We start from the raw sequence: 21,472 nt of genomic DNA on the forward strand, positions 1-21,472 counted from the left end.
TTTTTTATTTTGCTTTTGATTATTTCTCAACCGATATGTTACGATGAAGATTTCGAAGCGGCTGAGGAGGGCAAATACGTCGCGTCGTGTAAGAAACGATAAAAATAGTTAACAACCCGCCTACCATCGCAAATGTACGAAACGGAAACATGACCACTCCGTCTTCAATCATCGGGTACGGAAGCAGTGCCTTTAAATGAAGCAATGGTTCTCCTCCACCGATTCGAAGAACAAGAGACACAATGAACCCAGCCAAAGATCCGTACCAGTTAGCTCCTTTAAAGAATAAAGCACAAACCAACTGCGGAAAAAGTATGCAATACACTAGGTCCCCTGATAAATACCATAAAGAGTAGACACTCTCAGAGTTTAAAGCAATTAGAGTTGCTCCGGTTCCAATAATAATGATTGAACGCTTAATAACTTTATCTAACTGCGCCTGTGTCGCATTTGGTTTTACAATCGGACGATACACGTTCCAAGCTGCCATACCCGAAGCTGAAAGCAATGAAGCCGCTACTGCAGCCATGACGGCAGCAGCTAGTCCGCCAAGCGCAATCGCTCCTACTAAATCAGGCGTTAGGTATTTAAATACGTATGTTAAAATCATAGACGCGCTCTCCGGGCTTGACGCTCCGAATGAAGACCAGTCTGCACTATAACCAATCATTCCTATTAAAGTTGGAGGCAAGGCCGCTAGAGCGCAAAAAATGCCGGCTGTAATAGATAGCCACATTGCTGCTTTTTCATTTTTAGCAGATAACACGCGCTGAAAATAAATTTGCCATGGAATACCACCAAAAATAAGTAAAAAGGTGCTATCCCACCATTGCCAATATGTATTTCCCCATTTCGGATCTTCCCAGCCTTTTAATGGAGGAAATAAATGAAGAGAACCAGCCATACCTTCTGAATAAGTAGAAAAAACGGCTCCCACCCCTCCCGTATTCGAAAATGCAAAGGGAAGTACCAGAAATAGTCCTAAAAACATAATAGAAAGCTGTAAGATATCGGTATGTGCTACTGCCCACAAGCCGCCAATCACGGTGTATGCAATGGCAATAAGTGCGGAAAGAATGATGGAAATTGAAAAACTGAGGCCTAAAATCACACCGAATGTTGTTCCTAAAGCGGTTAAGATAGCTGCGCTCCAAAACAGCTCTCCTAATATAGCTGGAAAATAAAGAACCGTAGCCATTTTCTTACCGAAACGAGATTCCAAAGGATCGAGCATTGTCATAAACTCAAATCTTCTCATCTTTCTAGCAAAAAAGATACCGCCTAAAATTAAGCTGATTGAATAACACCACGGTGCTTGAGTCCATGTCAACCCTGAGGAATAAACGGTTTCAGCCGTTCCAGCGATATATCCTCCACCGACCCAAGTGGCGGTCATTGTAAACATTGAAATCCATAGCGGCATCGATCTTCCTGCAACGAGCATATCGTCTGATTTTCCTTTTTTACTTGCAGCGGCTCGAGCACCAATAAAATAAATAACACCATACATAATGAACATTAAAATGAGGCCTGGCCAATAGAGATCTGGATTATAGAGAGAATAGATAAATGCAACAACCATAAAGATTGAAAATCCTATAATTGTTGTCCATAAGGGGGTTAGTAGACGGTTGTTCCTGTTTGATTTTCCTGAAAAGTCAGAAGTCTCATTCGACTCTTCAGGCCTGGCTTGTTGTGTGTCTGAACGAAAGGGCTTTTTAGCATTTTGCATCGTCTCACATCCTTTAAATTGATGAAGAAATCTAAAGACATAGATGTCCTCTATTCCTTTTTCCTACTAGCATACAATTAAACCTAAAAATAGATTTTTTTAGAATAAAATATAAATAGTTGGATTATAAATACCAATATTAAGGGGAGGAATTACGGTTATATAGCTATACTAAAATAATTTAATTTCACGTGTTTTATTATTTCGCTAAAAATTCATGAATGTTTTCATTATCTACTTAAACTCCTTTCTTAATTTCCACATCTGAAATTCTTTATTTTTCAAGGTTTGTATGCAAGCAGATACGGTACTATGGTTAATATATCTGAATGTTTAGGATATTGTCAAAAAATTTCGAGTTTTTTTATCTGTAAAAAGAATAATATTCTCTTAGTTTATGTATCAAAAAACCCTTTGCATCAAGCGGCATAGCAATCAGCATCTTTTTATTAAATTTTTTCCTAATATCCGAATGATCACCCTCCTATAGAGAAGGTTTTCTATTAAATTCAGAACATTTCAAGTTTTTTAATTTGACTAAATTAAATAATCGGTGCTATAATTCGAATTGTTAAGAACGTTAAATATAAATTTAACAAATTCTATTATTTGGAGGTCGATGCTATTGGAACAAACACTTACGCTTGAAAAAATGCACATAAACGGCGAATGGGTTGAAGCACGCAGCGGTGAAAAAAGAGAAATTATAAATCCTTTTAATCAAGAGATTATCGCTGTTGTTACAGAAGGAAATCGTGCTGATGCTGTAGAAGCCATTGAAGCAGCTAGAAAAGCTTTTGATGCAGGTGAATGGTCTAAATTTACAGCGGCCGAAAGAGGTTCTTTGCTATTTAAAGTAGCCGAAGAAATTCGCAATGATCGCGAGGAACTAGCAAAACTTGAAACCTTAAATACTGGAAAAACCCTCGTTGAAAGCCTAGCAGACATGGATGGAATTGCTGATGTCTTTCAATACTATGCTGGATTAGCAGATAAAGATGGTGGACAGATGATTGAGTCACCTAATCCCGACTCTGTTAGCCGCGTTGTCCGCGAACCTGTAGGCGTGTGCAGTCAAATCACTCCTTGGAATTACCCTTTATTGCAAGCCTCTTGGAAATTGGCTCCCGCACTTGCTGCTGGGAATACAATTGTTATTAAACCAAGCGAAATTACCCCTTTAACAACTATTCATATGATGAAAATTTTTGAAAGAGTTGGCTTCCCATCAGGTGTCATTAATATCGTGCTTGGCCCGGGTGCGACCGTTGGACAAGAAATGGCAGAAAGTCACTTAGTAGATTTAGTTTCATTTACAGGTGGCGGTGTATCCGGACGTAAAGTCATGCAGGCTGCCGCAGGCAACTTTAAAAAAATCGCTCTTGAACTTGGAGGGAAAAATCCAAACATCGTCTTTGCTGACGCTGACTTTGATACTGCAGTTGACTATGCATTAAATGCGGTATTCTTTCATGCCGGTCAAGTGTGTTCAGCTGGTGCGAGATTACTAGTTCAAGATGACATTCATGATAAATTTGTTTCAGCAGTTATTGAACAAGCCAAAAAAATCAAGCTAGGAGATGGCATGGATGAAGCCACTCAAATGGGACCTGTTATCTCAAAAGAGCACCTAGCTAAAGTGGAACATTACATTGAGCTTGGCAAACAAGAAGGTGCTTCTCTTGTTTTAGGAGGTAAGCGTCCAACTCAAGATTCTTTACAAAAAGGTTTATTCATTGAACCAACCATTTTTACAGACTGTCATGGAGATATGAAAGTTGTCCAAGAAGAGTCATTTGGTCCAATTATGACCATTGAGCGCTTCAGCACCGAAGAAGAAGCGGTGGCACTTGCTAACGATACAATCTATGGATTAGCTGGAGCCGTTTGGACAAGTGATATGAACCGAGCTGAACGTGTAGTGAAAGCACTCCGTATGGGAACAACGTGGATTAACGATTATCACCCCTACTTCCCGCAGGCTCCTTGGGGAGGCTATAAGCAATCTGGGATCGGAAGAGAGCTTAGCCACATTGGGCTAGAAGAATATACGGAAATTAAACATATTTATACGAATACAAATCCACAGCCAATGCGCTGGTTTCAATAAAATTCAAGGGGGAATGTAAAGATGTTTATGCGATTTGAAAGAATGGAACGTTTAAAAAGTTTTGAGATGCCAACGGTTGTAAAACATGGAATTGGTGCTGTAAGACATACTGGAGAAGAAGTAAAAAACCTAGGTGTATCTAAAGTTTTATTAGTAACAGATCCTGGTGTAAAGAAAGTAGGCTTAGCAGACCCTGTAATCGCTAGTTTAAAAGAAGCGGACGTAGATGTTATTTTATTTGATCAAGTAGAAGCCAACCCTTCTATTCACGTAGTAGCAGACGGCACAAAAATGTACAAGGAAAATGAATGTAACGGACTAGTAGCCGTTGGAGGCGGAAGTTCAATGGATACGGCAAAAGCTATTGGTGTGGAAGTAGCTCATAATGCTCCCGTATTAGATTATGAAGCTGCTGAAGGAAAAAAACCTTTAACAAAACGTATCCCTCCTTTAACGACTATTCCTACAACTGCCGGTACGGGAAGTGAAGTCACACAGTGGGCTGTTATTACGGATCCTGTTCGCGAGTTTAAGTTTAATACAGGCGGACCTTTAATTGCTGCCCACTTAACCATTATTGATCCAGAACTGCACGTGTCTATGCCTGCACACATTACGGCCGGTACAGGAATCGACGCATTAGCGCACGCAATTGAATGTTATACATGTCATTTTGCACAACCAATGACAGACTCTGTTGCTTTATTGGCTATTGAGTACGTTGGAAAATACTTACGACGTGCAGTTGCAAACGGTCAGGATATCGAAGCACGCTATGGAATGGCGCATGCAGCTATGCTTGCGGGACTTTCATATGGAAGTGAGTCTGCCGGAGCAGCTCATGCGATGGCTCAAACATTAGGAGGCATTTATCCAATTGCTCATGGCCCTTGCGTAGCAGCGATGCTAGGTCCTGTAATGGAATATAACTGGATGGGTGAACCTGAAAAATTTGCGCGCATCGCTCAAGCTCTAGGCGTTAATACACATGAATTAACGCTTGAAGAAGCAGCTCAAGCAGCTGTTCGTGAAGTATACCAACTAGTTAAAGATGTACAAATCCCTTCTTTAGAAGAACAAGGTGTTCCAAAAGAAGCCGTTTCTCGCTTAGCTCAAGAAGCATTTAATGATCCACAAACAGTGGGTAACCCTCGTGATTTAACGGTAAAAAGTTACGAATGGATTTATAACCGCTGTTTTGAAGCTACACTGTTAACCGTGTAAAAATAATAAAAAGGCTGTTGATTTTTCAACAGCCTTTTTTATGTTATTCTTTCGCTAATTCTTCATTTAAAATATCGATGATTCTTCGGTCGTCAAAAACTTTCACTACTTTTTTCAAGAAATAATAATACTGTTTTGACTCTGTAATCTGCGCTAAATTACGCTTTGCTTTTACTGTGATCTCCTCAGGTACATTCTCATCGTTTAAAAGAATCTGCAGCTTGTTTTCCGCTTCTTCGATTGCCTCTAAATTAACCGAAATTTCTCTTTGCCACTTCTTACAGAAAAAAGAAAAAAAGGACTTAGAAAAATCTTTTTCTGCTTCATATAGGTCTTTTCGAACACCTTTTTTCCACACTTTGTGGACCATATCAATATTTTGCAGTGAACGAATGGACGTACTCATCGTTGGTTTACTCATACCCAATTCTTCACTCATCTGATCTAGCGTAACAGGTTCATCCATAAAATAAAGCATGCCATACAGCCTTCCTACTGAAGGTGTGACACCATATAAATCCATCGTATCAGCCAGGGCGCTGACGACAACATCTTCCGCTTCTTTTAATAAATCATGATACTCTTGAACATCACTCATTCGTTCTTCTCCTCTTTTGTTAAATTTATTTGAATTATACTTAATAAATTTAATGATACACGATAAAAAGGAAAAAAACAGAAATTCAGTTCAATTTTTTTGATAAAAAAAGCCTTTCTCTTAAAGAGAAAGGCTTAAGACATAGTGGGGAATACTATGTGTTTATCTTTCCCGATTTAGATATTATTTATACCGTATATTTTTGATTATTTTCAAACTGATCGTTTTATTTCTTTTTCGGTAATTGTTTCAGCATATCAATAGCATGCAGTGTAATTTGAGAAGCACTTTTATTTTCGTTACGTATTTCTTCATAAATCTCTTGTCTATGAATATCTACAGACTTTGGAGCTTGAATTCCTAACTTTACTTGATCACCATTAACTGCAAGGACGGTCACTTCAATTTCATCACCTATTTTGATTGTTTCATTTAACTTTCGTGTTAAAACAAGCATGGAATCACTCCTTATCTATTCCTCTTACTCAAATAACCTGTGCTTCGTTTCATAAGCTGTATTCATTAAAATCACTTGTTTAGCAAGCTGCTGCTTTGTATTAATAATAACAGGAGCCTGCAAATTAGCCGTTATCTTTTCCACAGAATCTGACATCGTAAGCATTACGTAAACAGCTGCATCTTCCGCTTGTTGTAATTGAAGCTTTTCAATTTCCTGAGGTTCTAGTTGAAAATCATAATCTAAAAAAAACTGAAATGGATCCGTGATAATAAAAGCGAGTTCTTTGGTTTGAATAGACTGCAGAACTTGGAAAGCTTCGGCTTCCGGAAGTGGTAAAATAACAAATTCAGTTTCATCCAAAAAACCTGGAATCCCTTGATTGAATGTCAGTGTTTGCTGATTATCTATTTCTATATCTCCATGATAGCTTGTTGAAATTTTCATCTCATCACACCTTTGCTAATTGATTTTTTCTTATTACTTTTTTCATTGTAAAAAAGCTCCTTCTGTTTAGAAGGAACTTTTTAACGCAAGAAATCTAGCAGCGTAGGCTGAATAATTTGAGCCCCTACTCCCAAAGCAGCACGATGCACACTTTCTTGTACGGTTAAATCCGTAATGACTTGTTCAATATCTGCATCTTCATTATTTGAAAGCATCTTAGTAGCCGTAATTTCCTGTGAATCAAGGCGGTTTTCGATCAACTCAAGCCGATTGCTTCTTGCTCCCAATTCAGATCGCTCCGCTAATAGCGTAGACAGCTGCGTGTCTACCTGTGTAGAGAGATCTTTTAGTGAGTTTACATCGTTTTGTTCAAAAGCTGTTTGAACGCTGTTCATTAAGTCGAATGCACCTTGTCCAAAAATGTTTTCAGGATGAATATTGACTCTCAGCTGGATACCTTTTGAGACTTCAACTGAAAAAGGATCCAGGTTAATAGTTGATTTTATCATACTGCTTGCGTCCTCACTAACAGGCGGCGCTCCTACATTTACACCATTAAAAATGTAGTTTCCTGCCACCTGCGTATTGCCTACTTGCATATAATCCAGCTTTAACTGTTCAATTTCACGTGCAATCGCTTGGCGGTCATCACTTTCATTCGTACCGTTTAACCCTTGCACGACCAGCTCTTTCGTGCGCTGAAGAATGGAATTGACTTGTTCAAGTCCTGATTCTGAACTATCAAACCAAGACTGGGCTTCTGTTAAATTACGTTTATATTGATTTACTTCAGAAAGATTAGAACGATAAGCCATTCCTTTAGTAGCCACTACCGGGTCATCCGACGGACGAGTAATTTTCTTTCCCGTTGATAATTGGTTTTGAAGTGTTTCCAGCTTATTATAGCTATTGCTAATCTGTTTTAACGAATTAGCCGCTAACATCCCTTGTGTGACACGCATATTTACCTTCCTCCAGTTCCAAGACCGTTTACAATTTTATCAAGCATTTCATCAATCATAGTCACCATACGGGCACTAGCGTTATATGCATGCTGAAACTGAATCATATTGGTCATCTCTTCATCTAATGAAACTGCACTGGTAGACTGGCGCCTTTGCTCCACAGCTCCCTGGAGAGTTTCTGAATTACTTTTTAAGCGGTTCGCTTGTTGGGCATCTACTGACATTTGGCCAATGACAGATTGATAAAATCCATCTAATGAAACAGCTCCGTTTCCGGAATTAATAAGCACCTTTTGACGAAATTGAGACAACAGCTGAGCATTTTGTCCATCTCCTTGGCGATCAGTTCCAGCAGCACCAGAAGCAGCAGCAATATTGTTTGTGTTTTGTTTAATTTTATCAGCAATAACAATTCCAGTTGCAGCCCCTTCTTTCTGAGAAATCTCATTAAAAAAGGACATACCAGTATCACCATCTAGCGTGACACCTTGTTGGTGCTTATCATTAAACCATTTCACAAATTCATATGCCATTTCATCTAGATCATCAATCATTGAAGCGTAAACACCTGTTTTATTACCACTATTATCTATATATCCAGAAGCCTCAATTAACCCTTTAAGTTTTCCTTGAGGAAATGACTCAGGGTTCCGTATCTCATCCCCTATATGAATTTCCGTCACATAGGAATCTTGATTTGTTGTCAAACTGATGGCATTTACTTGATGAGTTTTCCCATCTAAAAGGGTAATAGACCCTTGAGAAGTTTGAAGCTGAACCGTTACCACTCCTTCTGACGTTGCAGAAGCGTTCCCGCTGCTTTTTGTATACTCTAAAGAAACCGGCATAAATTTAGAAATCTCATCTAGCAACCGATCTCTTTCATCATACAGATCATTAGGCAAATAGCCATTCGGTTCTACATTTTGTATTTGTTGGTTCACGTTATTTATTTGCTCTAGCAAAGAATTCACTTGTGTTACAGCTACGTCACGCTCGTTTTGTAAATCACCTTGAATCGTTTTTAGAGAAGTAGATAAATAAGAGAAGGTATCGCCTACTGCTTCAGCTCGTTCAATCATAACAGACCTGGCTCCTGCTTCTGAAGGGTGTGAAGCTACATCTTGAATGGACTCAAAGAATTGATTAAAAACAGCTGAAAGTCCATCTTCAGTAGGTTCATTCATAATTTCCTCCATTTTTTCAAGAGCACCAGCGCGTGCATCCCAATACCCCACTTTAATGGTTTCATCTCGATACTGGGTATCTAAAAATGTATCACGTATTCGCTCTACCGTGCTGGCTTCTACTCCCATTCCTATTTGACCCGCAGTTCCAGCCTGATTCATCCCTGGGGCTGGATAAGCTGAGAACGTTTCTAAACTTACTCGCTGACGCGTATAGCCCGGCGTATTTGCATTAGATACGTTATGGCCAATCGTGTAAAGAGCCGCTTGTTGGGCATCCATTCCTCGTTTAGCCACCTGCAAACCATGAAATGTTGAACTCATTCTGCTTTCCTCCGTTCTTTATACCTTCGAATTAAAAATAGAGTTGGACTGAAAGGATCTATTATTTGTTTTTGTGTAATTGAACGAATCCTCTCGTTTCGATGGAACAAGAAGGTCTAGTTCGGTATGAATCAGCTGCAAAGACTGTGTGAGCAGCTGATTGTTCAAGTCATTTGCATACTTTATATCTTGAATGATATCTATTAGCTGTTTTTGAAAGGGTATCAAGATGGAGTATTCAGAGAATGAGCCTGCTATTTCTTCAATAGAGCGAGCAGCATGCCCGCTTTTTTCCATCGCTTCTACACGTTTTGTTTCCAGTGCAGAAATAGCAGCTATATGAGATTGCTCTTTTTGCAAAGAAGCCGTCAATGCCTTTACATCTTGTTTAATAATAAAATTCGTTTTCTCTTTAACAATGACAGACAAACTTTTGTGAAGCGTTACTTGTTTTTCTAGTATCGTTTGAATTTCTTGCACGTTCAATCAATGTCAGTCCTTTTATTTTTTATAGAAATCTACAATACTTTTAGCAATTTCTTTTCCGTTAATTTCGTATGTTCCGCTGTTAATTTGCTGTTTTAGTTTCTCCAATTTTTCAAGTCTTTCTGGAGATGGTTCATTTCCCTGAAGTTTCTTCGCCTCAGATGAAATATGAATCTGGTCTTGTGGATTCTTTTTAGAGACCTGTTCTGTTTTTTCTGATTGTTTTTTGTACGGATTTATTCCAAATAAGTTCGATGGGTTAATCTTCATCTCTCTCACCTCTTTTTATATTTGTATCCGTTATCTCTATTCATTATATCGGAATTTCCACCCAAACCTTTAGCATCGGCAAGGAAGTTGAGACCATTTTCACAGTCCACCTTAAACATAGGTCTATAGATAGAGAACCTGCAAACACTCAGCACACTTTTACTCTTTTTTCCTTTCGTTAGAACGATAGGTGGGACGCGTCGGCTCTTCATTTGAACGAATCATCTCACGATTATGCTTTTCTAACCCATGTTTAATTTCTTGAGAGCATGAATGACAAAGTTTCCCTTCTCGAATCTGAGCGTTGCATTGCATGCATGGATAGCTTATATTTGGAAAATTAGTTAGTACTAAGCGACCTTGTCGAATAAATTGATGAATTAACGAATCTGAAACGCCCGTTCCTTTCATCACTTCGTAAGTCGTTGCTGTACGATTTGCTCTTTTCTTCAAGAATGAAGAAACACGTTGAAACAGAGCTTCTTCTTTGTCAAAACATGATTTACACATGTTTATTGATCCATTTTTTACAAATAAATGACCGCATTCCCTGCAATTATCTAACGTTCCCATATTCGAAACTCCTCATTTGTTTTTTATTTTACTATCGGTCAAAGTTTGAAATTATACATCTTCATGCACGAATTAAAGTGAGCGAACGAACCGAACGTGCCCCAGCTTCCTGCAAACAATTTGCCGCTTGGCGCACGGTTGCTCCCGTTGTATAAATGTCATCAATTAAGAGAAATTCTTGATTCGTAACCATTGAGGAATCGACTACTTTAAATTCCAGCCTTTCTGTCAGCCGACTTCGCCTATTCTTCTTTGATTGCTTTGTTCCTGAACAGCGAATAAGAGGTATTTCTATATTATCACTGAGAAGCTCAGCTAGCGCTAAGGATTGGTTAAACCCTCTCTCATATAATCTTTCGTCCGTTAAAGGTATAGGAACTAGTATAGCTTTTGGATTACATTCTTTTTTATAGAACTTATACCACTGCTCCTTGAATGCTTGGATAATTTCATAATCTCCTTGAAATTTAAAACGTTCTATTATGCTTTGCATAAAATCATTGTACCTATAAAGAGAACGGTTAAAAAAAGAAGCATCATTCCACTTCTGACAGTCCATACATGTGTCTAGCTCATAATGAGAAGGAGCCAGGTCTGCAAGAGAGCGGCCGCACCCCCTGCAAATGCTACTGCTAATGATAGAGCATCTTTGCAAGCAAACAGTGCAAATCCTGTCCGTTGAAGAAGGTTTTAACAATGACCTCCAATCGAATGAAGAGACAAGAGGTTCAAAACAAATCAGACATATTGTCATCAATCAATCAGCCCTTCCTTATAAGCTAGAGCATTCATATATTTAATATGTTCTTTTGCTTTTCGCATAGACAGAGATTGCCCATAATGAAAAAAAACCACGTCGCCCGTTGGGAATTGAGCACTCCTCCCTACTCTTCCTGAAATCTGAACAAGAGCACTTTCAGTAAAAATCGTTTCTTCTGCTCCCAATACTGCAACATCTATGTTGGGAACCGTTACGCCTCGCTCTAATATTGTTGTCGTTACTAAAATAACTAGCTGTCCTTCTCTAAATTTCATCACTTTTTCTTTTCGCTGAGAATCTTCAGCGTGAACACCTTCGACCTTTCCCGTCAGCTTTCGAATCATGTCTGTGATCGGAGCAATCCACTTAATTTGCGGGACGAAGATAAAGCATTGTTTCCCTTCATTTATTCTTTTTTTCAGCCATTTCTCAACATTAGCAGGCAAGGTATCTGTTTTCATTTTTTTCTTCCAATTACCACACCATTCAAAACGAGGAACAGGAATAAGCATTCGGTGATAGCGGGCTGGAATTTTAACTACTTGTTTTTTCCCTTGCTCAACGTCTTTTTTTAATGATTCACTTGGAGTCGCTGTTAAATAAATCTTTGATGCAGCGTGTTTAGCTGCTTTTGCAACAGCGTAGTGCAGCATAGGCTCTGTTGAATACGGGAATGCATCTACTTCGTCAATAATCAACACATCGAATGCTTGATAATAATGCAGAAGTTGATGAGTGGTGGAAATAATAAGAGAGGATTCATGAAAACGGTCTTCGCTCCCTCCATACATAGCCAGCACAGACATATCTGGAAATGCCGATTGAATTCTTGGCTTTAACTCAATCACTACATCTGTTCTTGGAGTAGCAATACAGACTTTCTTTCCGCTGTTCAACGCTGATTCAATACCTTTAAATAAAATTTCCGTTTTTCCTGCTCCGCAAACAGCCCAAATTAACAGCTCTTCATCCTTTTTTATAGCTTGAATGAGTTCATTTGAAGCACGTTCTTGAGCTTTAGACAGCGTTCCTTTCCAATTCATCACGCTGCTTTTTGGCAGGACATTACTTGCTGGTCCTTCCCAGTTTATAAAGGGTGTACACTCACTTACTTTGCCCATTACGATACATGCTCGGCAATAGTAGCAGTCCTGGTGACATCTACTGCATGGAAATGAAGTAAAATAAAAGGGGCTATCACTTCCACACCGGTTGCATTTATATCCGTTTTCTTTCTGGGTAATTGCTTTTTGATAGGAAATATATCCGTTTAGATAATGTTCATGAATGAGAGATAAAGGATAGGGAGTCTGAGTTAGTAGAAGCTGCTTTCCGCTTAGAGAGCGCTGAAGATCTAAAGAGTAGGGGTATGAAGGATTTAAAGGTGGAGTTCTCCACGTATTGATTTTTGAGAGAGGAAAAGCAGCTGGGCTAGGTACTTGAACGGGATCTAGCAATTCTTGTTTAACAGTAAAAAGCATATCTTCATTCCTTTCCATGTTTATCGTACACATCTATATACGCAAAAAAAGGTGTTTTTTCCTGCAAAAAAACCAAATCAAATGATTTGGTTTTCGATTACTTTTTATACCAACCTATACCAATAGCACCTTCACCTAAATGCGTGCCAATGACAGCGCCAAAATAAGAAAGACTCCATTCAATATGAGGATATTCTTGTTCTAAGTCTCGTTGAATTTCTTTTGCTTCATTTTCACGATTAGAATGAATAACTACAGCTTTCATAGGTACGTTTTCTTTTGCATCTTCATCAAGAAGCTCGGTGATTCGTTTTAATGCTCGCTTACGCGTACGAATTTTTTCAAACGGAACGATTTTTTTAGATTCAAAATGGAGCACGGGCTTTACTTGAAGCAGACTTCCGATAATAGCCTGAGCAGCATTTAGGCGACCTCCACGCTGCAAGTGAGATAAATCATCTACCATAAAATACGCACGCATTGATAGTTTCATCTCTTCAAAACGCGCAATGATTTCGTCAGGATGTTTATTTAATCGGACCATCTCGGCTCCTTCAATCGCATAAAAGCCTTGAACCATACAGCTGATTTCTGAATCAAATACGTGCACATCAAAGTCTTCTACCATGCTACCTGCCGTCAAAGCACCCTGATACGTTCCGCTAATTCCACTAGATAACGTAATAACGATAGCAGCATCGAATTGATCTCGTTTTAACTGTTCAAACAACTCTACAAATTCTCCGATAGCAGGCTGAGAAGTGGTTGGAAGATTTTTTGCTTCTTTAATTTTTTCAAAATATTGATCTGCAGTCATATCTACTTCTTCACGATATGTTTCTTCACCAAAAATAACGCTTAGCGGTACCATATGTATATGATAGTTTGATCGAATTTCCTCTGATATATAGGCGGTACTATCTGTAATAATTGCTGTTTTCATAAGATAGGGATCCATCCTTTGTTATATAAAATAATTTCACTCTATTCTACAACATTTAGGATTAAAATGCATGTAACGAGAGGTTTACCTATTAGTAAAGCTCCCTCACGTATACATATTAATTAACAAACCTTGAATTTCTCCAACCCGCTTGAGTAAATTTAAACTGTCTTTTTCTTTTTGAAGGATATCATTTGTCAAGTCAACTAGTTTCGTATCCACTTCTTTCACTAACTTATATACTTTAGTCGTTCCCCTATGGTTAAATCCTCTTTCTTCATGCAGTTCAAAACCATTTTTAACGACTTCGTTCATAAACTGCTTCACAAGCGTCTTGTATTTCCGCAAAGAATCAATGGTTTGACTTTTCACTAACTGCTTTCCCTGTTCTTCAATTTTATTTATCACTTGAGTTAAATGTTCATAGGTTAGTTCTTTTTGTTTCTTGGCCATTACTCCTGTAAATGAAACCGAACCACTTACTTCTTTTTCTCTAATGAGATTCACGGAAGAAGAAAGACCGTTAATTCGCTGCACCTCCACTATGTATCTCTCCTTTCTCTGTTAGTATACACTCCATTCAATTTAGACTTTTAGATGTGCCAGCTTGATTAGCTGAAAGGTTTCGAGAGGCATCTGATGTGTGGGCATGATGATTATCCTTTAGCTAAGAGTGATACTTATGTGCTGTTCATAAGAAGACAGCTTGTTTTTTCGGAGCGAAGAGGTAACTTTAGGCGTTGCTTTTAACACTTCATTCCAAGCGTTAGAAAGTTTCTGCATCATTTGTTGAACTTCATATAAAACAAACGTATCTTTTTTAAAATTAGCCATAATTAATCGCTCAGACATATAGTTGTATAGGATATCTAACTGCTCTGCAATGATACCTGCTTGATATGTTAAGCCAATTCCTAGCCGATATAAAATATCGTTGCACTGTTTAATTTTTTCATTCGCTATAAAATAATCGCTGTGTTGAATTGCTATAACAGCGTCATCAATATTTTGAATGAATTTTTCATACATCATAGCCGTTAGCTCTTGCGGAGATTTATGATAGATTAATTCTTCCGTTATAAAATTCAGCTTCATCACCTTCTTGTCTTCTTTAAATCAGTTTTCTATTTATTTGACTAAAAGCTAACTCTTAAATTTCTAAAGGATACCAGTTGAGGTTTGAATAAATTCTTCTACAACCTCATATGTATCTCAAAGTATTAAAGACCTTCCTTTACAAGAGCTTGCGTCAAATTGATGGACATTGTTTTGAGGTATGGATGCTTTTGTCGAAATTTGAAGGACGAGTAAATGCGCAAAGATATCACCCTTCGCCTTCCTAAAAGATATTTTCTCCCTTTAACTTATCGGGTGTTTTCCTCTCTCATTAAACATGACTTTTTACCCACAATTTCAAAAAAAGTTATAAAAAGAAAAAAAAAGTCCGATATACCTAGTGGTATATCAGACTTTTGGACTTATCTTACTTCTACCCAACCGTTTTTAATTGCCACAACAACAGCTTGAGTACGATCATTTACATTCATTTTTTGCAAAATATTACTCACATGGTTTTTAACGGTTTTTTCACTAATATATAATGCTTCTCCGATTCCTCGGTTACTTTTACCATCAGCTAACAGTTGTAGCACTTCGCACTCACGACGTGTTAACAAATGTAGTGGACGGCGAATCTCAATTGGTTCGTGCGGATAAGAAGACGATTGTCCTTGAGCTGCTAGTCGACGGTACTCTTTTACTAAACTATGTGTTACTTTAGGGTGTAAATATGAACCACCTTCTGCAACTACTTTCACCGCTTCAATTAACGCATCCGCATCCATTTCTTTTAGCAGATAGCCTCGTGCCCCTGTTTGTAAGGCATGAGTTACATATGTCTCATCATCATGGATAGATAAGATAATAACTTTAGCATCCGGATTTACTTCTACAAGCTTTTTCGTAGCTTCTACACCATTTACAGCCGGCATGTTAATATCCATGATTACAACATCAGGTTGATGTTCTTCTACAAGGTCAATAACTTCGCTACCGTCGTCACCTTCTGCAACTACTTCAAAATCTTTTTCGAAATCTAAAATTCTTTTTACTCCTTCACGGAATAATTGGTGATCGTCGATTATGATAATTCTTGTCTGCATGTTTGATTCCTCCCCAAATCGAACAACAAATGTTTTACTCTATATTGACCCCTATTTATATACATATCTCTGCCTTTTTAAGCGGCTATAATCGGTACTTTAATCATAACAAGCGTGCCTTGGTTAATTTTCGAATGAACAGAAATAGTCCCATCTAATAAATCAACACGCTCTTTCATTCCTATTAAGCCGAACGAATTCTCTTTTTTCTCTTCTTGATTAAAACCGCAGCCGTCATCTTTGACAAGCAAAATAGCGTGTTCATTGTTGAACTCTATCTTCACTTGGATTTCCGTCGCGTCTGCATGTTTTAATGCGTTCGTTACAGCTTCTTGCACTAGACGAAACAGTGCTACTTCTAATTTTGAAGCAGTTCGCTTCTCTTGTCCAATGGAAATAAACGTAATCCGAGGCTTGCCTTCGTTATAATCTTCGATTGTATCAAGATATTTACGTAGCGTCGGAATTAGACCTAAGTCGTCAAGTGCCATCGGTCTTAAATCATATATAATTCGACGCACTTCGTATAGGGCAGAACGAACCATTTTTCGTAAATCTCGAATTTCTTCCATTGCTTCTTTTGCACTACGTTCCCGGTAAATTCGGTCAATTAATTCCGATCTCATCATAACATTTGCAAGCATTTGAGCTGGGCCGTCATGAATCTCTCTTGACAAACGTTTCCGTTCCTCTTCCTGAGCTTCAATAATCCGAAAGCCAAAATACTCTTTTTGAATAGCATCTTCTACTATTTCCCCTACTTGTTTTAAATCACTTGTTAAATAATTTAACACAACGGAAATTTGACCTACTAGGTGATCTGCACGTTTAATCGTTTCTTCCAATGTAAGCAAGCGTCTTTCTAGTTCATCTCGACGATTACGCAGCTGATATTCGCTTTGCTGATTCATCAGTAGCTTGGTTTGTAATTCGTGTGCTTTTTCATAAGCGTCTTTTACTTCAGGCTCTGAATAAATTTGAAAATGTCGGCTCACATCAGACAAACGCTTTCGAGCCAACCTTGCCTGAGTTTCCAATTTATCGCCTTGCTCTATCGTCTCAAGGACTTTTCCTTTTAACACTTCTAACTCTTCTTTAATTTGCTGATATTCTTGTCTGGCATCTTCAGAAAGGCGATAGACTTCATTTTTACTATCTCCTACTGTGCCAATAATCTTCTCAAAAATTTCATCAAGTGCCTTGCTTGTTAATTTATGTTTCGACATTTACTCACCCCAAACTATACTCACATTCGGAGAAATGTCTATACGTTCATGCTATATATAGTATTCGTATGACCTATCTGAATTGTGAGGATAAGATCCATATTTTCTCCCTATCTGACTTTTTATATCCAAAAAGTAACGGTTGTTTTTAGTACCCTCAAACTCGACATCAATCAACGCTTGACTCGCGTTATTTGAATAGATTACCATTTACGCTCACTCTTCAACAGTGACTAACTGCCTGTTTAAATCATTTCATTATTTAGCTATACAAGCCTGCACACTCTTTTATTATAACGTATATTCTGTATGGCTTGTTTAAGTGATGTTGAATTTGATTAATTGATGTCTTTTCATAAACATTTTATACTAATAGCAAGTAAACAGTACGTAAATACCCGTTTTTCTTCTATTTATAACGCTAAGGAGGATTTTTTGATTGTTATCACAATATTATACCGTAAAACAAGAAGGTTCACATGAAATCACTATTCAAAAATCTAGATTCATTTGTCATATGAAACGTGTAACAACTGAGGAAGAAGCTCAGCAATTTATCCAAGACATCAAAAAACAGCACTGGAATGCTACTCATAACTGTTCAGCTTACCTAATTGGAGAACGAGATCAATTTCAAAAAGCAAACGATGATGGAGAACCAAGTGGCACAGCAGGCGTACCAATGTTAGAAGTGCTTAAAAAGAGAGGCTTAAAGGATACCGTGGTCGTCGTTACGCGCTATTTCGGAGGCATTAAATTGGGCGCAGGTGGCTTGGTGCGCGCGTATGGAAAATCCGTTTCCGAAGCGTTGAATGAATTAGGTACAGTCAAACGAACTCTCATGGCGGTTATGCATACAACCGTCGATTATACATGGCTTGGAAAATTAGAAAATGAGCTTCGCAGTTCCGTTTATCTATTAAAAGAAATCCACTACGCAGATATGGTAGAGATTGAAACATTTGTAGAGGAAGCTCAAACAGAAGCATTTACTGAATGGATGACCGAGCTAACAAACGGCCAAGCAGATATTCGAGCAGGTGAGACGACCTATTTAGAAGAAGATGTAGAATGAATTATTTACTCTTATTAAAAAACATTGTACAATTGATAAATAGCGCAACTATTCTGATGGTTGCGCTACTTGTCAATGAGTAAAAACCTCGTACAGATGCATAGCTTTGACGAGTTTGATTCATACATTCCAATTTATAACACATACTAAGTGTCACAATAAGTGTTCGAATATACGAATAAAAGGAGAAACCGTATGGCTCAATATAGACGTTTTCAAAAAAGAGTAAACAAACGGAAAAGAAAGCGAAGGCTTTTTACATTTTTTCTGTTACCTATCCTTATTTTAGGGCTTTCTGCAACCGCTTATGGCTCTTATTTATTTGTTAAAGCTAAAACAGTAGCTTCTGATTCTTATGAAGGTCTCGGAGATCGCGATAATTCTCCTATGCGTGATCGTAAAATTGACCCCAAAAAAGATGATATATCCATTTTATTTATGGGCGTAGATGATAGTGAAACGAGGAAATTCGGAAAATCAGCCCGTACAGATGCTTTAATTTTAGCAACTTTTAACGAAACGAATAAAACCGTGAAGCTTGTAAGCATACCTCGAGATTCAAGAGTTTATATACCTGAAGTGAATAAAAAAGATAAAATTACTCATGCGCATGCGTACGGCGGTCCAAAAGCAACGGTAGAAACGGTAGAACAGCTGTTTAATGTCCCTGTTGATTACTATGTTAAAGTAAATTTCAAGGCTTTCACAGACATTGTAGATTCACTTGGCGGAATCGATTTTGATGTACCTTATGCGATGAGTGAAAAAGACTCGAAAGATCGTCATAATGCTATTGTCTTAAAACCAGGAGAACAACATTTAAATGGTGAAGAAGCGTTAGCTGTTGCTCGAACACGAAAACAAGACAACGATATTGAGCGAGGAAAAAGACAGCAGCAGTTGATTGAAGCCATGATTAAAAAAGCTGCCTCCATTGGATCACTAAATAAATATGGCAATCTTATCGAAGCTGTTGGCGATAATATGAAAACGAATTTAATGTTCGGTGAAATGCTTTCGTTTTATGATTATGCTTCGAAAAAAGTAGACATCGAAACCGTTAACTTAGACGGTAGCGATGAAAAAATTAACGGCGTTTACTACTTCAAACTAGATAATGATTCAGTGGAAAAAGTAAGTGAAAAGCTCCGCAAGCATTTAGGCATTGAATCAACTTCAGATACAACAGAATAATTAAAAAGACCTCTTGGATATCCAAGAGGTCTTTTTAATTAATTTTTTAAACGAAGCCCACGAACCATGTTGAGAATTGGCCTATATGTCTTATCAACTAGTCCTATCTTTTCAACGATAATTTCAATCGCTACAAGGAGGATAGCTAGTACAAGAAAAGACCCCCACATTGTTTGTACCTTTGAGAAGATAACTGCCGCTAAACCAAATATCGCACTCATTCCATAAATAATTAAAACCGTTTGTCTATGGCTGTACCCTAAGCGCAACAAGCAATGATGCAAATGAGATTTATCAGGAGCCGATAGCGGTTGATTTTTTACGATTCGGCGAATAATAGCAAAGAACGTATCTGAAATTGGTACCCCTAAAATAATAACTGGAACAATGAAGGAAATAACCGCTACATTTTTAAATCCTAACAGAGACAATACAGAAATCATATAGCCTAAAAATAGTGCTCCTGTATCGCCCATGAAAATCTTAGCGGGGTGAAAGTTGTAAAACAAAAATCCGAGCGTACTTCCCAATACGATGAAACCCATGCTTGTCACAAACACATTGCCCATCATAATAGCCATACCCGAGATGGTAATCAATACAATAGAGGAAACGCCGGCAGCTAATCCATCCAATCCATCAATTAAATTAATAGCATTGGTAATTCCTACAATCCATAATACCGTAATTGGAATACTTAACATTCCGAATTCTAATTTTCCGCCAAACGGCAAGTTAATGAAGTCAATTTGGACTCCACCGTATACAACAACAATTAATGTCGCTACTAGCTGACCGCCTAATTTGATTTTAGCGGATAGCTCAATCATATCATCTAAGACACCGGTAATAATGATAATGATGCTTCCGATTAAAATCGGCAGCGCATATTTACTGTCAGGCTGTAAAACGAGGTATCCAATAAGAAAACTAAAAAATATCGCCAAACCTCCAAGGCGAGGCATAATTTTTTGATGAACTTTTCGTTGATTTGGTTTATCCGTTGCACCTATTTTAAACGCCAGCTTCTTAACCAGCGGAGTGATCAGAATAGATGTAATAAAACAAATAAACAAGGTCAAATATAGCATGGAGACCCTCCTCAGGTTTATGTTAACCAAAACCATAAAAAATGTATCCAACTTTATATAATTGGATAGTATTTCAAATTGCGTATAACAATAATTACTTACTTATTCCCAAAATGGATTATATCACAATGATTCTACTACTTAAATAGAAATTTATTCTCAAAAATTAGCACATTTACAAACTATTAATAGAAAAGAACCGTATTTTTTGGTGTATAAACAGCTGATTTACTTTATTCTTATGTGGTTATTTTATGTAGAACATTTTCTTTACTATATTTTATTAAAATATAAGCGAACTCCCCCCTTTTCGTCTAATTTATTCGTCATCTTTAACTCTTTTTCCTTTTTATTAAGCATATTTAAACCTTTATTTTTATTTCACATGGCCCCACTCATTATATGAACAAACTTTTGACCTATGCATGTCCACTACTCCAAACCACATTCACTGAATCGTTGTCCTTATCTTATATCATTTAAAAGTTAAAATATAGTGAAATGGACAGAGATAAAATTAAACAAAAAAAGGAATTTTATCAAAAAAATGAAACTTTTTTTGATACGGTTCGTAATACATAGTAGAAACAGCATCAATCATCTTACATAAAGGGGGTGTTGAATGAACTATGTTCGATCTATCTGTTCAAACAGTGTATTTGTATGGATTAATTATCTGCGGAAGTCTCACCTTCTTATACATTTTATTTAGCGATTTGTTAGATGGATTATCTGAAGCGATACCTTTTTTTAACCCCACTCTTCTTTTTTCTTTTTTAACATTCTTTAGTGCCAGTGGATATTTGTTCACCTATACGTCATTGCAAAATTATTGGATTATTTCGATTTCCGCTCTTATTGCCCTTCTACTCGTTATTTTGCTCAACGTTTTCGTATTGATTCCTTTATCATCGGCTGAAGAGTCTCTTGCTTTTACTGAAGATTCGTTAAAAGGAAGACTTGGTACCATTATTACTTCCGTTCCTGCAGATGGTTATGGAGAAGTATTTATCGAAGGGGTTAGCGGCACGATCTCCAAACCCGCTGCCAGCTTTAAAAACACTGCTATACCTTTAGGCAGCAAAGTGCTTGTGGTAGATATACAAAGGGGCAACGCACTCGTTGTGATTTATGAAGAAGTTATGACCAATCACTCATTATAAATAG

At 37.7% G+C, this 21,472-nt stretch carries 22 protein-coding genes; 5 read left to right on the forward strand and 17 right to left on the reverse strand.

Going from position 1 to position 21,472, the window contains the following annotated elements; all coding sequences use genetic code 11:
- Positions 1 to 19: 19 nt before the first annotated feature.
- Positions 20 to 1,732 carry a sodium:solute symporter family protein gene (locus ACO1DI_RS10220; protein ID WP_423145218.1) on the reverse strand — a complete coding sequence of 571 codons (1,713 nt, stop codon included), beginning with the start codon at positions 1,730 to 1,732 and terminating at the stop codon, positions 20 to 22.
- 619 nt (positions 1,733 to 2,351) lie between these two features.
- Between ACO1DI_RS10220 and betB the strand changes: the two genes are divergently transcribed.
- Both betB and ACO1DI_RS10230 read left to right on the forward strand, forming a co-directional pair.
- Complete coding sequence (gene betB, locus ACO1DI_RS10225) at positions 2,352 to 3,842, forward strand: betaine-aldehyde dehydrogenase (RefSeq protein WP_181903755.1); 1,491 nt, start codon at positions 2,352 to 2,354, stop codon at positions 3,840 to 3,842.
- Positions 3,843 to 3,863: 21 nt separating this feature from the next.
- Positions 3,864 to 5,066 (forward strand): iron-containing alcohol dehydrogenase, encoded by a 1,203-nt coding sequence (locus ACO1DI_RS10230; RefSeq protein ID WP_423145219.1) that lies wholly within the window; start codon positions 3,864 to 3,866, stop codon positions 5,064 to 5,066.
- 43 nt (positions 5,067 to 5,109) lie between these two features.
- On the opposite strand, the gene cudC is transcribed toward ACO1DI_RS10230, so the two are convergent.
- The 15 genes from cudC to ACO1DI_RS10305 all read right to left on the reverse strand — a co-directional run bounded on the left by cudC (position 5,110) and on the right by ACO1DI_RS10305 (position 16,945).
- On the reverse strand, positions 5,110 to 5,664 hold the full coding sequence (gene cudC, locus ACO1DI_RS10235) for a choline uptake/conversion transcriptional regulator CudC (RefSeq protein ID WP_014457795.1): 555 nt from the start codon (positions 5,662 to 5,664) through the stop codon (positions 5,110 to 5,112).
- Between the two features lie 226 nt (positions 5,665 to 5,890).
- The gene (gene csrA, locus ACO1DI_RS10240; protein ID WP_013085431.1) at positions 5,891 to 6,121 is read right to left on the reverse strand and encodes a carbon storage regulator CsrA; all 231 of its coding nucleotides are present in this window, start codon (positions 6,119 to 6,121) and stop codon (positions 5,891 to 5,893) included.
- 24 nt (positions 6,122 to 6,145) lie between these two features.
- Positions 6,146 to 6,568 (reverse strand): flagellar assembly protein FliW, encoded by a 423-nt coding sequence (gene fliW, locus ACO1DI_RS10245; RefSeq protein WP_014457794.1) that lies wholly within the window; start codon positions 6,566 to 6,568, stop codon positions 6,146 to 6,148.
- A gap of 80 nt (positions 6,569 to 6,648) precedes the next feature.
- Entirely contained in the window at positions 6,649 to 7,530 is an 882-nt protein-coding gene (flgL, locus tag ACO1DI_RS10250) for a flagellar hook-associated protein FlgL (RefSeq protein WP_014457793.1), read from the reverse strand.
- A 2-nt stretch (positions 7,531 to 7,532) separates the two neighbouring features.
- Positions 7,533 to 9,044 (reverse strand): flagellar hook-associated protein FlgK, encoded by a 1,512-nt coding sequence (gene flgK, locus ACO1DI_RS10255; RefSeq protein ID WP_423145220.1) that lies wholly within the window; start codon positions 9,042 to 9,044, stop codon positions 7,533 to 7,535.
- Positions 9,045 to 9,062: 18 nt separating this feature from the next.
- Positions 9,063 to 9,524 (reverse strand): flagellar protein FlgN, encoded by a 462-nt coding sequence (locus tag ACO1DI_RS10260; RefSeq protein WP_223260217.1) that lies wholly within the window; start codon positions 9,522 to 9,524, stop codon positions 9,063 to 9,065.
- Positions 9,525 to 9,545: 21 nt separating this feature from the next.
- Positions 9,546 to 9,800 (reverse strand): flagellar biosynthesis anti-sigma factor FlgM, encoded by a 255-nt coding sequence (gene flgM / locus ACO1DI_RS10265; protein WP_014457790.1) that lies wholly within the window; start codon positions 9,798 to 9,800, stop codon positions 9,546 to 9,548.
- A 159-nt stretch (positions 9,801 to 9,959) separates the two neighbouring features.
- The gene (locus tag ACO1DI_RS10270) at positions 9,960 to 10,373 is read right to left on the reverse strand and encodes a TIGR03826 family flagellar region protein (RefSeq protein ID WP_014457789.1); all 414 of its coding nucleotides are present in this window, start codon (positions 10,371 to 10,373) and stop codon (positions 9,960 to 9,962) included.
- A gap of 61 nt (positions 10,374 to 10,434) precedes the next feature.
- A complete protein-coding gene (locus tag ACO1DI_RS10275) occupies positions 10,435 to 10,866 on the reverse strand; it encodes a ComF family protein (RefSeq protein ID WP_406866596.1) in 432 nt (143 codons plus the stop codon).
- A gap of 260 nt (positions 10,867 to 11,126) precedes the next feature.
- The gene (locus tag ACO1DI_RS10280; RefSeq protein ID WP_423145221.1) at positions 11,127 to 12,632 is read right to left on the reverse strand and encodes a DEAD/DEAH box helicase; all 1,506 of its coding nucleotides are present in this window, start codon (positions 12,630 to 12,632) and stop codon (positions 11,127 to 11,129) included.
- 79 nt (positions 12,633 to 12,711) lie between these two features.
- The gene (locus ACO1DI_RS10285) at positions 12,712 to 13,557 is read right to left on the reverse strand and encodes a DegV family protein (protein WP_014457786.1); all 846 of its coding nucleotides are present in this window, start codon (positions 13,555 to 13,557) and stop codon (positions 12,712 to 12,714) included.
- A gap of 105 nt (positions 13,558 to 13,662) precedes the next feature.
- Positions 13,663 to 14,100 carry a YaaR family protein gene (locus tag ACO1DI_RS10290; protein ID WP_208732833.1) on the reverse strand — a complete coding sequence of 146 codons (438 nt, stop codon included), beginning with the start codon at positions 14,098 to 14,100 and terminating at the stop codon, positions 13,663 to 13,665.
- A gap of 120 nt (positions 14,101 to 14,220) precedes the next feature.
- Positions 14,221 to 14,652 (reverse strand): flagellar export chaperone FliS, encoded by a 432-nt coding sequence (gene fliS, locus ACO1DI_RS10295; RefSeq protein ID WP_014457784.1) that lies wholly within the window; start codon positions 14,650 to 14,652, stop codon positions 14,221 to 14,223.
- Positions 14,653 to 15,035: 383 nt separating this feature from the next.
- Positions 15,036 to 15,719, reverse strand: coding sequence for a response regulator (locus ACO1DI_RS10300; RefSeq protein ID WP_013059772.1), 684 nt, complete (start codon positions 15,717 to 15,719; stop codon positions 15,036 to 15,038).
- Positions 15,720 to 15,796: 77 nt separating this feature from the next.
- Positions 15,797 to 16,945, reverse strand: a complete 1,149-nt coding sequence (locus ACO1DI_RS10305) for a sensor histidine kinase (RefSeq protein ID WP_013059773.1) — start codon at positions 16,943 to 16,945, stop codon at positions 15,797 to 15,799.
- Positions 16,946 to 17,384: 439 nt separating this feature from the next.
- On the opposite strand from ACO1DI_RS10305, the gene ACO1DI_RS10310 reads away from it, so the two are divergent.
- Positions 17,385 to 18,020, forward strand: a complete 636-nt coding sequence (locus tag ACO1DI_RS10310) for a YigZ family protein (RefSeq protein WP_013085443.1) — start codon at positions 17,385 to 17,387, stop codon at positions 18,018 to 18,020.
- Between the two features lie 195 nt (positions 18,021 to 18,215).
- Positions 18,216 to 19,214 (forward strand): LCP family protein, encoded by a 999-nt coding sequence (locus tag ACO1DI_RS10315; RefSeq protein ID WP_014457782.1) that lies wholly within the window; start codon positions 18,216 to 18,218, stop codon positions 19,212 to 19,214.
- 38 nt (positions 19,215 to 19,252) lie between these two features.
- Here the strand turns inward: ACO1DI_RS10315 and ACO1DI_RS10320 are convergent, their stop codons facing one another.
- The gene (locus ACO1DI_RS10320) at positions 19,253 to 20,305 is read right to left on the reverse strand and encodes a glycosyltransferase family 4 protein (protein WP_013059776.1); all 1,053 of its coding nucleotides are present in this window, start codon (positions 20,303 to 20,305) and stop codon (positions 19,253 to 19,255) included.
- A gap of 629 nt (positions 20,306 to 20,934) precedes the next feature.
- Here ACO1DI_RS10320 and ACO1DI_RS10325 point away from each other — a divergent pair.
- A complete protein-coding gene (locus ACO1DI_RS10325) occupies positions 20,935 to 21,468 on the forward strand; it encodes an NfeD family protein (RefSeq protein ID WP_014457781.1) in 534 nt (177 codons plus the stop codon).
- Positions 21,469 to 21,472 lie beyond the last annotated feature (4 nt).

The sequence above is a fragment of the Priestia sp. 40 genome (assembly GCF_049368575.1).
Classification (GTDB): domain Bacteria; phylum Bacillota; class Bacilli; order Bacillales; family Bacillaceae_H; genus Priestia; species Priestia zanthoxyli.